The following is a 17,782-nucleotide window of genomic DNA, read 5'->3' as shown; positions in this document are numbered from 1 at the left end:
ATCAGCGCGCCCCCGTAAAGCCGCCGAAGAACGCGCGCGCGTTGTCTTCGAGGCTCTCGAGGTGATAGCCGCCTTCCTGCACGATGACCGAAGGCAGGCCGAGCGCGCCGATCGCCGTACCGAGCCGCCCGAACCCTTCGGTGCTCACGGCGACCTTCGACTGCGGATCGTCCTTATAGATGTCGAAGCCGAGCGCAAGCACGAGCGCATCCGGCTCGAAGCGCTCGAGCACGCGCAGCGCCGCCTCCACGCGCTCGAAGAAGACCGCTTCGGATGCGCCATGCGGCATCGGCAGATTGACGTTGTAGCCCTCGCCCGCGCCGTGGCCGCGCTCGTCCTCGTAGCCAGCGACCACGGGATAGAAGTTGGTCGGATCTCCATGGATCGAGATGTAGAGCACATCGCTGCGGCCATAGAAGATTTCCTGCACACCCTGGCCGTGGTGCATGTCGGTGTCGAGGATCGCCACGCGCTTGAACCGGCTGCGCAGCGACTGCGCCGCGATGGCCGCGTTGTTCAGATAGCAGAAGCCGCCCGCCGCGTCCGCGCGGGCATGATGGCCGGGCGGACGTGAAAGCGCGTACGACTCGCGTGCGCCATCGTTCACACACGCCGCAGCCGCCAGCGCGCTTTGCGCCGACCAGTAGGCCGCGCGCCACGTATTCGCGCCCACAGGGCAGCTGCCATCGGCGAGATAGCGCGCCGCCTGCGCGAGTATGCCGCGCAGCGGATTCGGCTCGCGCACGTAGATGTTCGACATCACCTCTTCGCCCCAGTCTTCGGGCACGCGCTTCCATTCGGTGTGTGCTGCTTCGAGAAAGCGCAGATAGTTCATGTCGTGCACGGCGGCAATGGGCGCCGTGCCGAAGTCGGCGGGCGCTGCTACGTCGAAGCCGAGCGAGCGCGCCGCGGCAACGAGATGCTCGGCGCGCTGCGGCACTTCCTGCGGCTCACGCAACTGGCCGCGCGAAAAATAGGCGCGCGGATGGTGCAGCAACTGATCGGGATGAAACCAGGTCTTCATGTTCAGTTCTCCTTCTATTTTGCGCACGCGTCGGCGGCGACGGCCACACGCACGCCCGCGCGCGCCGCGACGGCGTTCAGCAGTACGTTCGCGCCAGCGGTGACGTCTTCCGGCAGGGCGTCTTCCGCTTCGTTGTGCGAGAGGCCATCCACGCAGGGAATGAACACCATCGCGCTCGGGCAGTAGCGTGCGAGGTGGATCGCATCGTGACCCGCACCGCTCACGATACGCTCGTGCGCATAGCCAAAGCGCTCGGTCGCGTCGGCGACCAGCGCGACGCACTGCGCGTCGAACGGCGTGGCCGGGCTCGTCCAGCAATGCGCGATCTGCACGCCGAGGCCGCGCGCCGCTGCCACCTCCGCGCATAACGCGCGCAAGTCGCGCTCCATCGCGTCGATCTGCGCATCGTCGGGATGGCGCAGATCGACCGTAAAGGTCAGATTCGCCGCGATCGTGTTGCGCGACGAATTCGCGATCTGCGCCTGGCCAATCGTCACGAGACCGAGCGGCGCGTAGCGCGCCATCACGCGCTCGATGTCGAGCGACATTTGCGCCGCGCCGAACCACGCATCCTTGCGATAGCGCATGGGCGTCGTGCCCGCATGCGCGGCCACGCCTGTCACGTTCACGTCGAACCAGCGGATCGCCTGGCCACCCGTCACGATTCCGATGGTCGTGCCGTTCGCCTCCAGAATCGGGCCCTGCTCGATATGGGCTTCGAAATAGGCGTCGACCGCCACGCCTTGCGCGGCACGCGTGCCGCGCGCGCCGCATGCGTCGAGCGCGGCGCCGAGCGTCACGCCATCGGCGTCCGTGCGAGCCAGTGCGTCCGCCAGCGTCATCGCGCCCGTGAAGACCGCCGAGCCCAGCATCGCCGGCGTGAAGCGCGCGCCCTCCTCGTTGGTCCACGAGCAAATCTCGATGGGCTTCACGGTGCGTGCGCCCGCGTCGTTGAGCGCGCGCACGACTTCGAGCGCGGCGAGCACGCCGTACACGCCATCGAAGCGGCCGCCTTCGGGCTGCGTGTCGAGGTGGCTGCCCATCAGCACGGGTGCGGCCTGCGCGTCATCGCCTTCGCGGCGCGCGAACAGGTTCCCCACTTCGTCGGTCCAAACCGTCATGCCGGCCTCGCGGCACCAGCGCGCGAACAGGTCGTGCCCGCGCTGGTCTTCTTCCGTGAGCGCGAGGCGACGCACGCCGCCGCCCGCGGTCGCGCCCACGCGCGCCATCTCCATGAGGCTCGCCCAAAGGCGCGGGCCGTTGATCTGCAAAAGGTCTTTCATCTGTCCATCCATTTCAATCGAACTAATCAGTACACCTGCACAGCATCAGCGAGCATTCAACGAGCGCTTAGCGCCTCGGCTGCCGCCTCGTCATGCGCATGCTCGTGGCGGCGCGCGTCGAGCGCGACGATGGACAGGAGCGAGACGCCCGCGAGGCACGTATAGAACACCGCGAGCGGCCACCACTGCCCCACATAGCGGTGCGCGAGCCACGTGCCGACGAGCGGCGTGAGGCCGCCCGCAATCGCACCGCACACCTGGTAAGAGAGCGAAATCGCGGAGTAGCGCACGCGCGTGGGGAACACGCCCGAAACGAAGCCCGCGATCACCGAATAGAAGCTCGCCATGCAGACCACGGCGATCGCGATGCCTATCACCATCGGCACGACCTTGCCGCTTTGCACGAGCACGAACATCGGATACGGCGAGACCATCGCGGCGATGGCGGCGCACTTGAGGAAGCGCGCGCCGCCCATGCGTTCCGCGAGCCACGCGGCGAGTGGCTGCACAAGGAACTGGATGATGGCGACCGCGAACAGGCAATCGAGAATGAGCGAGCGCGTGATGCCGACGTACTGCGTGGTGTACGCGATCATGAACGTGTTGGTGAAGTACACGCCCGCAATGCCGATGGTATTCGCGCCGATGCACAGCAACACGAGGCCCCACGCCGAGCGGAACACTTCGGCAACGGGCAGCTTGAGCGTGCGGCGCTGGTCCTTGAGCTTCTCGAACTCGGGCGACTCGTTCACGCCGAGCCGGATCATGATGCCGACCACGAGCAGCACCGCCGAAACTAGAAACGGCAGACGCCAGCCCCACGAAAGAAAGTCGGCCTTGTCGAGCGAGGTGACCGAGCGGAACGCGAGCAGCGAGAGAATCAGCCCCGCGGGCGACCCCAACTGCGCAAACGAAGCGAAGAACGTGCGCCGGCCTTCGGGCGCATGCTCACCCGCCATCAGCACGGCGCCGCCCCACTCGCCGCCCACAGCGATGCCCTGCACCACGCGCAGCAGCACGAGCAGCACTGGCGCGAGCATGCCCACGCTCGCGTAGGAAGGCAGCAGGCCGACACAGACGGTGGCGACGCCCATCATCATCAGCGTGGTCATGAGCGCTTTCTTGCGGCCGATGCGGTCGCCCAGGTGGCCGAAGATCAAACCGCCAAGCGGGCGCGCGAAAAAGCCGACGGCGAAGGTCGCGAACGACGCCATCGTGCTCACGAAGCGGTCTTCGGAAGGGAAATACAGCTCGCCGAACACCAGCGCGGCGGCCGTGGCGTAGATGTAGAAGTCGTACCACTCGATCATCGTGCCGATGAACGCCGCGGCCGCGGCGCGCACCGGCTGTCGGGTGCCGGGTTGTGAGTTAGCCATGCGTCGGTCTCCTTCAGGCGCGTGTGGGATGAATTTGTGTTGCATGCACGCTTTATCGCTAGCCACAAATCATTAGTCAAATTTCGCGTTATTATTCAGCGCATAAATTCAACTAATACCCTTGGCGCAGCACCGCGCCGGGAGACCGCACATGCGCGCCGATACCACCCGCTTTCTCAACGACCGACTCGACTGGAACCTGCTGCGCACATATCTCGCGATCATGCAGGAGCGCAGCCTGAGCCGCGCCGCCGCACGCCTGTACGTCACGCAACCGGCCGTGAGCCAGGCGCTCAAACGCCTCGAAGACGCGCTCGGCCGCAAGCTCATCGAGCGGCGCGGCGCGCAGTTCGTGCCGACCGAGGCGGGCGAAGAGGTTTACCGCATCGCAAGCGACATCTACGGCACGATTTCCCAGCTCGAAACCGGGCTCGATGAACGCACCGCCGACATCACCGGCTCGATCCGCCTGCTCACGGTGAGCCGCATCGAGTCGCGTGTGTACGACGAATTTCTCGCGGAGTTCCACACGGCCTACCCGCGCATCGATCTGCAGATCGAAGTCATGCGCTCGTCGGACATCATCTCGTCGCTGCTGCAGAAAACCGCGACCGCAGGCTTGAGCCTGTGCCGCACGCCCGTCGACAAGCTGGATATGCGCTGTTTTCTGCGCCAGCGCTATGCGATGTTCTGCGGCCGGCATCACCGGCTCTTCGGGCTTTCGCAACTGGCGATGGACGATTTGCTCGCGGAGAACTTTGTCTCCTTCACGAGCGACCAGATTGGCGACAGCCTCTCGCCGCTCACGGTGTTTCGCGACCAGCGCGGCTTCACAGGGCGGATCGTGGCGTCGTCACCGAGTCTCGATGAAGTGCGGCGGCTGATCTTCGCGGGCTACGGCATTGGCTGCCTGCCCGAGCATACGGTGCGGGACGATCTGGCGCGCCAGCGCTTGTGGCGGCTGCCGCCGGAGGAAGGGCTCGTGGACGTCGACATCCACTTGCTGTGGCATCGCGAACGCAAGCGCAATGCGGCCGAAGAAGCATTCTTCGATGCGATGGAGCGCTGCATGCAGCGCCATGCGCTCGCGGAGCGCCTGTAGGAACTCAGGCGCGGGCCGCGAACGTTGCGGGAGAAACGAGAAGGAGCGCGGGTCAGAACCCGCGCGCGAGGACGGCCACGCCGATCGTCACGATGCCCAGCACGAGATTGATGACGACGAGCCGGCGCACGGTGCCCACGGCGCGCGCACCGTCCGGCCACTTCTGCGCCTGCACGGCGCGGCGAATACGCGGAAACACGGCGAAGCGGATGTGGCCGAATATCAGCATCATCAGCACGCCCAGGCCCGCCATCGCATGCAGTTGCCAGGTGGCGTGTTCGCCGCCGAGTTGCATGAGGAGGAAGCCGCCGGAAAGCAGGATCACGATGACCGAGACGCCCACCCAGTTGAAGAAGCGGCCGAACACCGATTCGATGAGCGGCAGGCGCAGTTGCGGCGAGAGGTCTTCGAGCGCCGGGCGCAGACAGAAGTGCGCGAAGATCATGCCGCCCACCCAGACGGCGACCCCCAGCAGATGCAGAAAGAGCGCGACTGCGATTGCGTGGCCCATGCTTGAATTCCCTCGTAACGTGTAATTATCTGGCGCACGTCGACGAGAGCGCTCCCGTCGCATGCGTTGTGCGCGGCATTATTCCATGCCGCGCAGCGATTCGCGCCGGATATGTGCCGACCGGAGTGAGTGCGTTAGCACTTTGCGATCCGGAGTTAGTGCTTTGGCACTTACTCCGGTCCCACGCACGGCGCTCCGGTCACACGCAAAGCGCTTTTTACTGCGGCAGCACCGGACGCATCCCCGTCACGACCTTGAGCTTCGAGTCCGGCGCGCGGCCCTTGCGTGCGCGCTTGCCGATCTGCGGAGCCAACACCGCACCGGACATCAGGTCCTCGCCCGCCTTGCCGCCGCGGCCCGTGCCCACAAGCACGACGCCCGCCGCACTGATCGCGAGCGCCTGCACGAGCTTCTCGTTGTCGTCGAGTTGCATGAGCGTGACGCCGCGGCCGCCGCCAGAAAGCGTCTTCATCTCGTCGAGGCCGAACACCAGCAAACGACCGCTCGACGAAAGGCACGCCACCTGCAGAGCGTCGGGCAACATTGGCATCGGCGCGAGCGGCACGCAACCCTCATCGATCGTCATGAACGCCTTGCCGGCCTTCACACGGCTCACCATGTCGCCGATCTTCGCGATGAAGCCGAAGCCGTTGCTCGAAGCCAGCAGCAATTGCTGTTCCGCATTCGCCGCGAAGTAATGCAGCAGATGCGTGCCCGCTTCGAGTTCGATGAGCGACGTGACCGGCACACCGTCGCCACGCCCGCCTGGCAGGTTCGCAATCGACACCGAATACACGCGGCCATTGCTGCCCCACGCGATGAGCGTGTCAGGCGTGCGGCACTGGAACGCGGCATAGAGACCGTCGCCGGCCTTGAACGTGAAGCCCTGCGTATCGAGCCCGTGGCCCTTGAGCGCACGCACCCAGCCCTTCTGCGAGACGACGACCGTGACCGGCTCGTCCACCACGCGCGTCTCGAAGCTCGCGCGCTTTTCCTGCTGGATCAGCGTGCGGCGATCGTCGCCGTACTGCTTCGCGTCGGCTTCGATTTCCTTCACGATGAGCCGCTTCATCGACGTGTCGTTCGCGAGCAGCTCTTCGAGTTTCGCCTTCTCTTCGCGCAGTTCCGCGAGTTCCTTCTCGATCTTGATCTTCTCGAGCCGCGCCAACTGACGCAGACGGATTTCAAGAATGTCCTCGGCCTGGCGCTCGGAAAGCCCGAACGCGCTCATCAGCGCGCTCTTGGGCTCGTCCGCCTCGCGGATGATGCGAATCACCTCGTCGATATTGAGGAAGACGATCATCCGCCCTTCGAGAATATGGATGCGGTCGTCGACCTTCGTCAGGCGATGCTGCGTGCGGCGCGTGACCGTCGCGAAACGGAAGCCGATCCACTCGCCCAGAATCTCGCTGATGCCCTTCTGGCGCGGGCGGCCATCGGCGCCGATCATCACGAGATTCAGCGACGCGTTCGATTCGAGGCTCGTGTTCGCAAGCAGCGAATTGACGAACTCGGACTGGTCGATGCGGCTCGTCTTCGGCTCGAACACGAGACGCACGGGCGCGTCCTTGCCCGACTCGTCGCGCACGGCGTCGAGCAGCGCGAGCATGGTCTGCTTGCTCTGCAACTGCTCGGGCGTGAGCGTCTTCTTGCCGAGCTTGAGCTTCGGGTTCGTCAGCTCCTCGATCTCTTCGAGCACCTTTTGGCCCGAGGTGCTCGGCGGCAGCTCGGTCACCACGAGTTGCCACTGGCCGCGCGCAAGCTCCTCGATCTTCCAGCGCGCGCGCACCTTGAGGCTGCCGCGCCCCGACTCATAAGCCGCCGCGATTTCGGCGTCGCTCGAAATGATCTGGCCACCGCCCGGGAAATCAGGCCCCGGCAGACGTTCCATGATTTCCGCGTGCGAAAGCTTCGGATTCTTGATCATCGCCACGGCCGCCGTCGCCACTTCGCGCAGATTGTGCGAAGGAATTTCGGTTGCCAGACCCACCGCGATACCCGACGCGCCGTTGAGCAGCAGCATGGGCAGGCGGGCGGGCAGCGTCTTCGGCTCCTGGAACGAGCCGTCGTAGTTCGGCATGAAATCGACGGTGCCCATGTCGATTTCGTCGAGCAGCAGCTTGGCGATGGGCGTCAGACGCGCTTCGGTGTATCGCATGGCCGCCGCGCCGTCGCCGTCGCGCGAGCCGAAATTGCCCTGCCCGTCGATGAGCGGATAGCGCATCGAGAAGTCCTGGGCGAGACGCACGAGCGCGTCGTAGGCCGACTGGTCGCCGTGCGGGTGGTACTTGCCGAGCACGTCGCCGACCACGCGCGCCGACTTCACGGGCTTGGCGTTGTCGCCGAGACCCATCTCGTTCATCGCGAAGAGAATGCGCCGTTGCACCGGCTTCTGGCCGTCGCAGACGTCGGGCAGCGCGCGGCCCTTCACCACGCTCACCGCGTAGTCGAGATAGGCGCGTTCCGCGTAGTGGCCGAGCGTGAGCGTGTCGCCGTTCGGCGCGTCCGTCACTTCAGCAAAGAGATCGTCCATGTTTCAATCGTTCCGTAATCTTGTATGGGCGCGTGCGCTCAGATATCCGCTTCGACTTCGTTGCCCTTCTCTTCGAGCCACGAACGGCGCGAAGCGGCTTCGCCCTTGCCCATGAGCATCGTCATGCGCGCCACTGTGGCCTCGTAGTCGAGGTCGCCGAGCGCGATGGGCGAGAGGCGCCGCGTGTCGGGGTTCATCGTCGTGTCCCAGAGCTGCTCGGCGCTCATTTCGCCAAGACCCTTGAAGCGGCTGATGGTCCATTGCGTTTCGCGCACGCCGTCCTTGCGCAGCTTGTCGAGGATCGCCTCGAGTTCGCCTTCGTCGAGCGCATAGAGTTTCTGCGCGGGCTTCTTGCCGCGCGCGGGCGCATCCACACGGAACAGCGGCGGGCGCGCCACGCACACGTGACCGCGCTCGATCAACTGCGGGAAATGCTTGAAGAAGAGCGTGAGCAGCAGCACCTGGATGTGCGAGCCATCGACGTCGGCATCGGAAAGAATGCAGATTTTTCCGTAGCGCAGATTCGAAAGATCGACGGTGTCGTCGGGGCTGTGCGGATCGACGCCGATCGCCACCGAAATGTCGTGCACTTCATTGTTCGCAAAGAGCCGGTCGCGCTCGGTCTCCCACGTGTTGAGCACCTTGCCGCGCAGCGGCAGGATGGCCTGGTATTCCTTGTCGCGCCCCATCTTCGCCGAGCCGCCAGCGGAATCGCCCTCCACGAGGAAGAGTTCGTTGCGCGCGATGTCGGTCGATTCGCAGTCGGTGAGCTTGCCCGGCAGCACGGCCACGCCCGAGCTCTTGCGTTTCTCGACCTTCTGGCCCGCGCGCGTACGCGCCTGCGCCTGCTTGATGACGAGATCGGCCAGTTTCTTGCCGTGCTCGACGTGCTGGTTGAGCCAAAGCTCCAAAGCCGGGCGCGAGAACGACGAAACGAGCTTCACGGCGTCGCGGCTGTTCAGACGCTCCTTGATCTGCCCCTGGAACTGCGGATCGAGCACCTTGGCTGAGAGCACGAACGAGACGCGCGCAAAGACGTCCTCGGGCAGGAGCTTCACGCCTTTAGGCTGAAGATTGTGCAATTCGACGAAGCTCTTCACGGCCTGGAAGAGACCATCGCGCAGACCGCTTTCATGCGTGCCGCCCGCAGGCGTCGGAATCAGGTTCACGTATGACTCGCGCGTGAGCGAGCCTTCCTCGCTCCACGCCACGACCCACGTGGCGCCCTCGCCTTCGGCGAAAGTGTCGTCGGTGGTGCGCGCGTCGGCGTAGCGCTCGCCTTCGAAGAGCGGGATCAGCAGGTCGGCGCCGCCCATGCCTTCGAGCAGGTAGCCGCGCAGGCCGTCTTCGTACTTCCAGCTTTGGTGCTCACCGGTCTTCTCGATCACGAGCGTGACCTCGACGCCCGGCAGCAGCACGGCCTTCGAGCGCAAGAGACGTTGCAGTTCGCCGAGCGGCAGATTGGGCGAATCGAAATACTTGGGATCGGCCCACGCGGTCACGCGCGTGCCGGTCTTCTTTTCGTCGCGCGCGGCGTTGCGCGTGGTGAGCGGCCTCGTGACGTTGCCGTCCGAGAAGCCGATTTCGGCGACCTTGCCGTCGCGCCAGACGGTCACGTCCAGACGCGTAGAGAGCGCGTTCGTGACCGAGACGCCCACGCCGTGCAAGCCGCCCGAGAAGGTGTAGGCGCCGCCGGCGGCCTTGTCGAACTTGCCGCCCGCGTGCAGGCGCGTGAAGACGATCTCGACGACCGGGACTTTTTCGTCAGGGTGCAGGCCGAACGGAATGCCGCGGCCGTCGTCCTCGACGGAGACGGAATGGTCCGCGTGCAGCGTCACGGTGATTCGCCGGCCGTAGCCGCCGAGCGCTTCATCCGAGGCGTTGTCGATGACTTCCTGGATGATGTGCAGCGGATTCTCGGTGCGCGTATACATGCCCGGCCGCTGCCGGACGGGCTCGAGGCCCTTGAGCACCTTGATCGACGCTTCGCTATAGCCAGTGTTTCCAGCGTTGGACTTCTTCGTTGACATGGTGATCCACAGGGGGTTGTCCGCGCGCTTGTCCACAGGTCCTGTGGACATCTGCGGGGAAAACGCGTTGAGCGTTCAAAAAAACCAATACGAAACAACAAGGTGAACCGGCTGCACGCCGCGGTGGCAGAGGCGCTCGCGGCGGCGCAGTCGTTCACGCAGTTGTTCGAATTCGCGAGGTATTGTACTGATTTGGGCTCGCACGGCAATTTGCGCGAGGGTTGGCTAGCCGAATGGACGAGTGCGCCGCACCCTTACGCGGTAAAAAAGGCAGTAAAAAAAAGCGGCCCTTATCGGGCCGCTCTCTCTCGCATCACTTGCGCTTGCTCTCCAACTCTTCCCACCGCTCCAGCGCAACGAGCAATTCTTCGTCGATCGCCGCGTAACGTTCAGTCAGGCGAGCGCCCTCCTGCGCATCCTTCGCGAAGATCGAACCGTCCTCGATCTTCGCGCCGATGGTCTTTTGCTCGGTCTCCAGCGCCTCGATGCGCTTGGGCAGTTCTTCGAGCTCGCGCTGCTCCTTGAACGAAAGCTTCACGCTGCGCTGGGCATTGCGCCCCGCCGCGCTGTCCTTGGGTGCTGCCACCGCAGCCGCCGTTTCCTTCGGCGCGCGCGCTTCGGCAATTTCCTGCGCCCGCGCGCTCTGCGTCTGCCAGTCCGTGAAGCCGCCCACGTACTCGCGCCAGCGTCCATCGCCCTCGGACGCGATTACCGAAGTCACCACGTTGTCGAGGAACGCGCGGTCGTGGCTCACGAGCAGCACGGTGCCGTCGTAGTCGGTCAGCAGCTCTTCGAGCAGTTCGAGCGTCGGGATGTCGAGATCGTTGGTCGGTTCGTCGAGCACCAGCACGTTCGCGGGCCGCGCGAACAAACGCGCGAGCAGCAGGCGATTGCGCTCGCCGCCCGAAAGCGACTTCACGGGCGAACGCGAGCGCTCGGGGGCGAACAGGAAGTCGCCGAGATAGCTCATCACGTGCTTCTTCGCGCCGTTGATCTCGACCCAGTCGCTGCCGGGGCTGATCGTATCGGCGAGACTCTTTTCCATGTCGAGCTGCGCGCGCATCTGGTCGAAGTACGCGACCTGCAGATTCGTCCCCACGCGCACCGTGCCTTCGTCCGGCTTCAGCTCGCCGAGGATCAGCTTCAGCAGCGTGGTCTTGCCCGCGCCGTTCGGACCGACAAAGCCGATCTTGTCGCCGCGCATGACCGTAGACGAAAAGTTATCGACGATCGTGCGGCCGCCATAGCGCTTCGTCACATCCGTGAGTTCCGCGACGATCTTGCCGGACTTCTCGCCCTGCGCGACGTCGAGCCTCACGTTGCCCTGCACGTTGCGGCGTTCCTCGCGCTCGTGGCGCATCTGGACGAGGCGCGCGATGCGGCCCACGCTGCGCGTGCGGCGCGCTTCCACGCCCTTGCGGATCCACACTTCTTCCTGCGCGAGCAGTTTGTCGAACTTCTCGTTCTCCACGCGCTCGACTTCGAGTTGCTGCGCCTTGCGCTCCTGGTACTGCGAGAAGTTGCCCGGATACGAGAGCAGCTTGCCGCGATCGAGTTCGACGATGCGCGTCGCCACGCGGTCGAGGAACGCGCGGTCGTGGGTGATGAACAGCAGGCTCGAACGCTGCGCGACGAGCAGTTCTTCGAGCCAGCGAATGCCGTCGAAGTCGAGATGGTTGGTCGGTTCGTCGAGCAGCAGGATGTCGGGCTGCACGACGAGCGCGCGAGCGAGCGCCACGCGCTTTTGCATACCACCCGAGAGCGCGCCCACGCGTGCTTCGCCTTCGAGGCCGATCTGCGCGAGCGTCGTGGACACGCGTGTGCGCCAGTTCCAGGCGTCGGCATGATCGAGCGACGATTGCAGCGTGTTCATGCGCGCGAGCAGTGCGTCGTGTTCGGCGCCTTCGGGCGTGTCCGCGAGCTTGTGCGCGACCGTGTCGTATTCGTCGAGCAGCGCACGCACGTCGGCGAGGCCGGAGGCGACGGTGTCGAACACCGTGGCGTCGACGTCAAAGTCGGGCTCCTGCGGCACGTAGACGGTCGAGAGATCCTGCTGGCGCGTGACGAGGCCGTCGTCGGGCTTCGCGAGATCGGCGACGATGGTCAGCAGCGACGACTTGCCCGCGCCGTTGCGGCCGATCAGCCCGACGCGCTCGCCGGCTTCGAGCGAAAAGTCCGCGTTGTCGAGCAGCGCGACGTGGCCGAACGCCAGTTGCGCGCCTGTGATGGTGTAAAGCGACATGGATGGAAAGCGATGCGTGCGTTGGACCTGAAGCGGGCATTGTACCGGGCCGCGGAGGTCGGGCCGCGCAGGTCGGGCTGCGGAGGTCGGGCTGCCGGGGAACGCTGCACGCAGGTCAGGCCTCGGAGTTTAGCGACCCTTTGGCGCAGCGGCACGCGATCCGTTTTCCGGTAACATCGCGGGTCGCCCGCGCCGCCCTGCATTAAATAAAGGGCCGCATGACGGGCCATGCATCGAATCGACTAGACGAAGGACACGCTGTGAGTGAAGTAATCGAGTACAAGAGCTGGGTCTGCCTGATCTGCGGCTGGATCTACAACGAGGAAGAAGGTCTGCCCGACGAGGGGCTCGCCGCCGGCACGCGCTTTGCCGATATCCCCGACGACTGGCGCTGCCCGCTTTGCGACGTAGGCAAGGCGGAATTCGCCGTCGTCGAGTTCTGATCGCGACGACTTGCTGTGAAGCGATAAACGCTGGGCCCAAGGGGCGGCGTCGAGACTAAAGGGGCGTCATTTTCGCGCCCGAACACGTTTGCTATACTCTTGGCCCTGCGTCGCGATATCGCTCGGGCCCGCAAGGCCGAACCACTTCGCGCGCCGCTCCGCGCCATGACGGGTCACTTGGGAAACATGGCGATCGAACGGAGCAATGCTCGACCGCGCTCCCTGTAGTTCAATGGATAGAACAAGTGCCTCCTAAGCGCTAGATGCAGGTTCGATTCCTGCCAGGGGGACCACAGAAACCGCCTCAAAGCCTCTACAGGCTTGGCTGGCGGGCTTCTCGGGGTCGTTGCATCTACTACACTGCTTGCGACAGGTGGTCCTGGATGACTCAGTTGCGCCTCTGCGCCATCGTGTCAGTCAAGATCAAGCACAGCAGGACCAAACAGGGCAGTTCTCTGCTCTACTTCCATCGTCGCGTGTCCCTAACGACATCAAAACGCACCCAGACGCCAATTCCGGGCACGCTGGAAACTACCAGTACCGTGATCTCGCTCAGGACCTCGACCCCGAGGTTGGCTTCATGGTCGAATCTCAACGCATCGTCACTTAAACGGTGAGCGGGAGCGCGGAGTCGTTCACGCGCCCCATATTCGCCAAATCGTTGGACAGGCTCACACCTTCCGGCCGCCTTGCCGTGTCGTTTAGTACGTTCGCGCGATCAGCAGCAGGAGGACCGACGTCACGTGGATCAAAGGAAAAGAATACAGACGAACACGACGCAGCCGAGATACCCGAAGAACACCCGGGCACGGGTACGTTCGCGGAATAGAGCCCCAATACGAAAGATCAGGAGCGACGCGATAAGGCCGATGGCGATACGTATGGTGGCCTTGATCATCATGCGACCAAGTTGAAGCATGAATACTTTGGCCGCCGCCCCAGCCGTTTTTAGTTGACCTGGCACCTTTTGTATACTTTCAGCCTGCGGTCCGTCTGAAAAGAGCCGCATTGCAGGTTCTCCGAGACGGTGCTGGGTGACGAAGAGAACTCCGCTAACGCACACCATCGCCGCGAACCACCAAAGTGCCGGCTTCCAGCCACGTTGGAACATTCGCCACCAAAATGCGATGCCGTAGCAGGTCGAACCAACGGCATATGCTGTGCCGAAAATGACGCCCCCGGTAAACAGCACTGATTCTTCGGGCTCCCACTCCGATTGCGCTCCCATCGAGTCGAGTGCCACCCACGTTGCGACAGCAACGACCGCTAAACCAATCGAAGTCGCAAGCAAACGCAGAATGTGCCCCCAGCTCGTTACGCTGGGCTCGCGTTGGCGTGCATCCGCATCGCCCGGATTCGCACTCCGGCCTTCCTGAGAAGGCCGCCCGGCAGCCTCCTTCCACATCGACTCGTTGCGCTCAGGCATCTGACGGCTCATGCTCTTTATCCTCGTCTCTTTTTTGTAGTTGACTTATCAACGAGATATATTGTTTCAGTCTCAGTCCTTTTTGGAAAGACCTTCGAAAGAAGAGCCGCCGCTGGAAATCTCCAGACTATTCGGCCAAAAGGGGCTCCTGGGCGGTGCCGGTCTGTACATGCAGTCATGGATAGGAGGCACTACAAACGCATCTCCGAGGTACGCCATCGACTCCGCGCGGGCATATCGGGTTTTCCTTGTCATTGGGCTAAAACGCTTGATAGCATTGCGCCTCAGCCCTGCAAGCGACGCCGCCTGCCCCCGGCATTTTGTTAATTGAGCCCTGCCAGGGGGCCAGCCGCTCGAGCATGCCAAGCCGCGAAGGCCACACCCGGTTCGTGCATCCCGTCCCGTCTCTTTCACGCACTCGCGCTCCCTTTTTCCCGATCTGGTTTTCCATGGACATCAACAAGCAAGTCGCCGCCCTCACCGCCTCCGAACTCCAGACGGCCGGTGCCAGTCAGGCCACGGCCATCGCCGTGAGCGTGCTGCTGCGCCACCTCAATTCGCCCGAACTCGCGCGCCAGCTGGGCGCAGCGTTCGAAAACCATCAGGCCGTGATGCTGCAAACGCCCTGGCCCGAGCAGATGTTGAACTCGTTCGAAGCGACGCGGCGCTTCTTCGAGAGCGCGGCCCAAGTGCAAGGCGCGACGCCCCCGGCTGCCGAATAAACGACAAAACAAACGACAGATAATCGGTGAATTAGGGGTAAGTACTAAGCCATTTCCCCTAAAGAAACAAAAAATAGTGCCGTAATGGCCTTCATGGACACCACGCGTCCCCTCCCCGCCGGTTATATGATGTCGATCCTCATCGACCAGGATATTGCGCACATTCGTCGCGTGATGCCCTTGTCGCTCGCCGGCGACTTCGGCGGGCCGATTCTCCCCCCGAACTACTGGCGCCAGCGGCTGCACCGCCTGCTCGACACCGGTCACGTGAACAAGGGCCAACTGGGCGAAATTGACAGCCTGCTGCTCGTGCTCGATCTGCACGAGCTGAACGTCGCCTCTGCCTGCGCAGCGCTGCCCAAGCAGGCGAACGCCGGCCCGCAACACTCCTGACTTCCCCCTGAATTCGACGCTCGCACGTGCAGGCATTCGCCTGCGCGACGCGCGCCCGCGCACGCACAGCGGGAATTCCTGGTGCCGCGGGTCGACCATCGGTCATAATGTCCGCAAAAATACCCTAACGAGGACTCCGTGCACACGGCCGAACCGAGAGACCTGCTTCAGCAGGCACGCAAGCGTTTCACCCAACAGCAGATCGCCACACACGTCGGCCGCGACGTGAAAACCGTACGGCGTTGGGAAAAGGGCGAAACGCCCTGCCCCGCGATGCTCGAAGCCGCACTGCGCGAACTGCTGCAAGGCAGTGCTCACGCGAACGGCGGCGCGGCGCGCTTTCGCTTCATCGACCTGTTCGCCGGTATCGGCGGCATCCGCAAGGGTTTCGAAGCGCACGGCGGCGAGTGCGTCTTCACGAGCGAATGGAATCCGTTCTCGCGCAAGACCTATCTGGAAAACTACGGCGAAGACCACCCGTTCATCGGCGACATCACGGCGGTCGACGCCGCCGATGTGCCCGATCACGACGTCCTGCTCGCGGGCTTTCCTTGCCAACCGTTCTCGATCGCGGGCGTGAGCAAGAAGAACGCGCTTGGCCGTCCGCACGGCTTTGCCTGCACTACGCAGGGCACCTTGTTCTTCGACGTCGCGCGCATCATCGCCGAGAAGCGGCCTGCCGCGTTCTTGCTCGAGAACGTGAAGAACCTCGTCTCGCACGACCGCGGCCGTACCTTCGACGTGATCCTCCAGGTGCTGCGCGACGAACTTGGCTATGACGTCCACTACCGCGTGATCGATGGACGCCATTTCACGCCGCAGCATCGCGAGCGCATCATCATCGTCGGTTTTCGCGAGCCGACGCAGTTCTCGTGGGACGCGCTAGCGCTGCCGGAAGAAGGCCCGCGGCTCGCCTCGATCCTGCATCGCACCGACGGCTGCGAGCCGCTGCTGCCCTGGGACGGCGAGCGCTTCTTCGATCACGGCGCGCGCCGCGTGCAGCCGAAGTACACGCTCACGCCGGGGCTCTGGGCTTATCTGCAGCAATACGCCGAGAAGCACCGCGCGGCCGGCAACGGTTTCGGCTTCGGCCTCGCGTTCCCGGACAGCGTCACGCGCACGCTTTCTGCGCGCTATCACAAGGACGGCTCGGAGATCCTCGTCTATCAAGGCGAAGGATTGCGCCCGCGCCGCCTCACGCCGCGCGAGTGCGCCCGGCTCATGGGCCTGCCCGACACCTTCCGCATTCCGGTGAGCGACACCCAGGCGTACCGTCAGTTCGGCAACAGCGTGGTGATGCCAGTGATGCGCGAAGTCGCGCGCACGATGATGCCGCATCTCGATGCGGTGCTGGCCGCGCAGCACGAGGCGCCCCGTGCGGATGCGCTGCCGGTTCCCGCCGTTGCACGCACAACGCGCACGGCCCGCACTTCGCGCTCCACACGCAACGCGGTCCCGGCAACTGCCGCAGCGGAAGGCCGCTGAGCGGCGCGCGCCACGGCCAACCGAAGCGAGGCGACAGACGATGGTGGACGTCGTCGATACCGCGACGCGCAGCCGGATGATGTCCGGTATTCGCGGCCGCAATACGAAGCCCGAAAAGCTGATCCGCAGTCTGCTGCACCGGCGCGGCTTTCGCTTTCGCCTGAACGTGCGTGAACTGCCCGGCCGGCCCGACATCGTGCTGCCGCGACGGCGCGCCGTGGTGTTCGTCCACGGCTGCTTCTGGCACGGCCACAACTGCGCGCTCTTCAAGTGGCCGCAAACGCGACCCGAGTTCTGGCGCGAGAAGATTGCGCGCAACCGTCTGAACGACGCCAAAGCGCTCGCCGCACTGTCGGCGCAAGGCTGGCGTGTGGCGGTGGTCTGGGAATGCGCGTTGCGTGGCGCGCAGCACGATCCGCAAGCGGTCGTCGAGCGGCTTGCCGCCTGGCTCGAAGACGAGTCGTCCGCCTGGTTCGAGGCGCGCTCGTGATCGCGGCTCGACGAACATCGCCACAAGCGTGACACCCGGCCGATGCGAGCCGATGCGCCGTGCATGTCTCGCTGCGAAGCTACCCCTGGCTGAACAGCCCGCAGTGATAAACTCGATCGACCGGCTGCGCACACAACTCTCGCGCCGCGCGCGCAAGCGCCGCCGTCCCACAACCCGAAGCGAAGGAGGCAACCGATGGCTGATTTCCGACTTTGGTCCGATGACTTTCCCAGCAACGGTTTCATGCCGAAGGCGCAGGAGTTCGACGACCGGGCCTTCGGTGTCGACGGCGACAACGTCTCGCCCGCGCTGCAGTGGGACGAGCCACCCGCCGACACGCAAAGCTTCGCGCTCACCGTCTACGATCCGGACGCACCAACGGGCAGCGGCTTCTGGCACTGGGTCGTGGTGAACATTCCGCCCGACGTACGCTCGCTTGCCCGCAACGCTGGCAAGGCCGACGGCAGCCTGCTCCCGCAGGGCGCGGTGCAGGTGCGCAACGACTACGGCACGGTGGGCTTTGGCGGCGCGGCACCTCCGCGCGGCGACAAACCCCATCGCTACATCTTCCGCGTGCACGCGCTCAAGGCGGCGCAACTGCCCGTCACGCCGGAAACGACCAACGCGGTGGCGCGCTTCATGACGCATCTAAACGAGGTTGACTCGACCACCTACGTCGGCCTCTACGAACTGAAATAAGCCGCCAGACAACACCAGAAAAC

15 protein-coding genes and 1 tRNA gene are annotated in these 17,782 nt (G+C 64.4%); 8 read left to right on the top strand and 8 right to left on the bottom strand.

Annotated elements, in window-relative coordinates; all coding sequences use genetic code 11:
• Window position 1: 1 nt before the first annotated feature.
• Genes L0U83_RS04050 through L0U83_RS04040 form a run of 3 tightly spaced genes read right to left on the bottom strand, consistent with a single transcriptional unit; the run spans window position 2 to window position 3,683 of the window.
• Entirely contained in the window at window positions 2-1,024 is a 1,023-nt protein-coding gene (locus tag L0U83_RS04050) for a histone deacetylase family protein (protein WP_233880753.1), read from the bottom strand.
• 14 nt (window positions 1,025-1,038) lie between these two features.
• Window positions 1,039-2,307 (bottom strand): Zn-dependent hydrolase, encoded by a 1,269-nt coding sequence (locus L0U83_RS04045; protein ID WP_233880750.1) that lies wholly within the window; start codon window positions 2,305-2,307, stop codon window positions 1,039-1,041.
• Between the two features lie 56 nt (window positions 2,308-2,363).
• Window positions 2,364-3,683, bottom strand: coding sequence for an MFS transporter (locus tag L0U83_RS04040; RefSeq protein ID WP_233880748.1), 1,320 nt, complete (start codon window positions 3,681-3,683; stop codon window positions 2,364-2,366).
• Window positions 3,684-3,834: 151 nt separating this feature from the next.
• On the opposite strand from L0U83_RS04040, the gene L0U83_RS04035 reads away from it, so the two are divergent.
• Window positions 3,835-4,785 (top strand): LysR family transcriptional regulator, encoded by a 951-nt coding sequence (locus L0U83_RS04035; RefSeq protein ID WP_233880745.1) that lies wholly within the window; start codon window positions 3,835-3,837, stop codon window positions 4,783-4,785.
• Between the two features lie 52 nt (window positions 4,786-4,837).
• Here L0U83_RS04035 and L0U83_RS04030 read toward each other — a convergent pair whose 3' ends face one another.
• From L0U83_RS04030 to L0U83_RS04015, 4 genes are all read right to left on the bottom strand, one after another.
• On the bottom strand, window positions 4,838-5,296 hold the full coding sequence (locus L0U83_RS04030; protein WP_201693629.1) for a CopD family protein: 459 nt from the start codon (window positions 5,294-5,296) through the stop codon (window positions 4,838-4,840).
• A gap of 217 nt (window positions 5,297-5,513) precedes the next feature.
• Window positions 5,514-7,829 (bottom strand): DNA topoisomerase IV subunit A, encoded by a 2,316-nt coding sequence (parC, locus tag L0U83_RS04025; RefSeq protein ID WP_233880743.1) that lies wholly within the window; start codon window positions 7,827-7,829, stop codon window positions 5,514-5,516.
• Between the two features lie 38 nt (window positions 7,830-7,867).
• Window positions 7,868-9,859, bottom strand: a complete 1,992-nt coding sequence (locus L0U83_RS04020; RefSeq protein ID WP_233880740.1) for a DNA topoisomerase IV subunit B — start codon at window positions 9,857-9,859, stop codon at window positions 7,868-7,870.
• A gap of 313 nt (window positions 9,860-10,172) precedes the next feature.
• Window positions 10,173-12,101, bottom strand: a complete 1,929-nt coding sequence (locus L0U83_RS04015) for an ATP-binding cassette domain-containing protein (protein WP_233880737.1) — start codon at window positions 12,099-12,101, stop codon at window positions 10,173-10,175.
• Between the two features lie 260 nt (window positions 12,102-12,361).
• On the opposite strand from L0U83_RS04015, the gene L0U83_RS04010 reads away from it, so the two are divergent.
• Both L0U83_RS04010 and L0U83_RS04005 read left to right on the top strand, forming a co-directional pair.
• A complete protein-coding gene (locus tag L0U83_RS04010) occupies window positions 12,362-12,544 on the top strand; it encodes a rubredoxin (RefSeq protein WP_233880735.1) in 183 nt (60 codons plus the stop codon).
• Window positions 12,545-12,762: 218 nt separating this feature from the next.
• Window positions 12,763-12,837 (top strand) — tRNA-Arg (locus L0U83_RS04005).
• A gap of 455 nt (window positions 12,838-13,292) precedes the next feature.
• Here the strand turns inward: L0U83_RS04005 and L0U83_RS04000 are convergent.
• A complete protein-coding gene (locus L0U83_RS04000) occupies window positions 13,293-13,982 on the bottom strand; it encodes a hypothetical protein (protein ID WP_233880733.1) in 690 nt (229 codons plus the stop codon).
• Between the two features lie 437 nt (window positions 13,983-14,419).
• Between L0U83_RS04000 and L0U83_RS03995 the strand changes: the two genes are divergently transcribed.
• The 5 genes from L0U83_RS03995 (at window position 14,420) to L0U83_RS03975 (ending at window position 17,759) form a co-directional block, all read left to right on the top strand.
• Window positions 14,420-14,692, top strand: coding sequence for a hypothetical protein (locus tag L0U83_RS03995; RefSeq protein WP_069265389.1), 273 nt, complete (start codon window positions 14,420-14,422; stop codon window positions 14,690-14,692).
• Window positions 14,693-14,776: 84 nt separating this feature from the next.
• Window positions 14,777-15,085, top strand: a complete 309-nt coding sequence (locus L0U83_RS03990) for a hypothetical protein (protein ID WP_233880731.1) — start codon at window positions 14,777-14,779, stop codon at window positions 15,083-15,085.
• Between the two features lie 138 nt (window positions 15,086-15,223).
• Window positions 15,224-16,570: a DNA (cytosine-5-)-methyltransferase gene (dcm, locus tag L0U83_RS03985; protein ID WP_308445019.1), complete on the top strand. Its 1,347-nt coding sequence runs from the start codon at window positions 15,224-15,226 to the stop codon at window positions 16,568-16,570.
• Window positions 16,571-16,610: 40 nt separating this feature from the next.
• On the top strand, window positions 16,611-17,060 hold the full coding sequence (locus L0U83_RS03980) for a very short patch repair endonuclease (RefSeq protein WP_233880729.1): 450 nt from the start codon (window positions 16,611-16,613) through the stop codon (window positions 17,058-17,060).
• Window positions 17,061-17,255: 195 nt separating this feature from the next.
• On the top strand, window positions 17,256-17,759 hold the full coding sequence (locus L0U83_RS03975; RefSeq protein WP_028205781.1) for a YbhB/YbcL family Raf kinase inhibitor-like protein: 504 nt from the start codon (window positions 17,256-17,258) through the stop codon (window positions 17,757-17,759).
• Window positions 17,760-17,782 lie beyond the last annotated feature (23 nt).

This window comes from Paraburkholderia flagellata, from assembly GCF_021390645.1.
Classification (GTDB): Bacteria; Pseudomonadota; Gammaproteobacteria; order Burkholderiales; family Burkholderiaceae; genus Paraburkholderia; species Paraburkholderia flagellata.
Note: the sequence above shows the minus strand (reverse complement) of the source record. Positions and strands in the feature narration are given on the sequence as shown.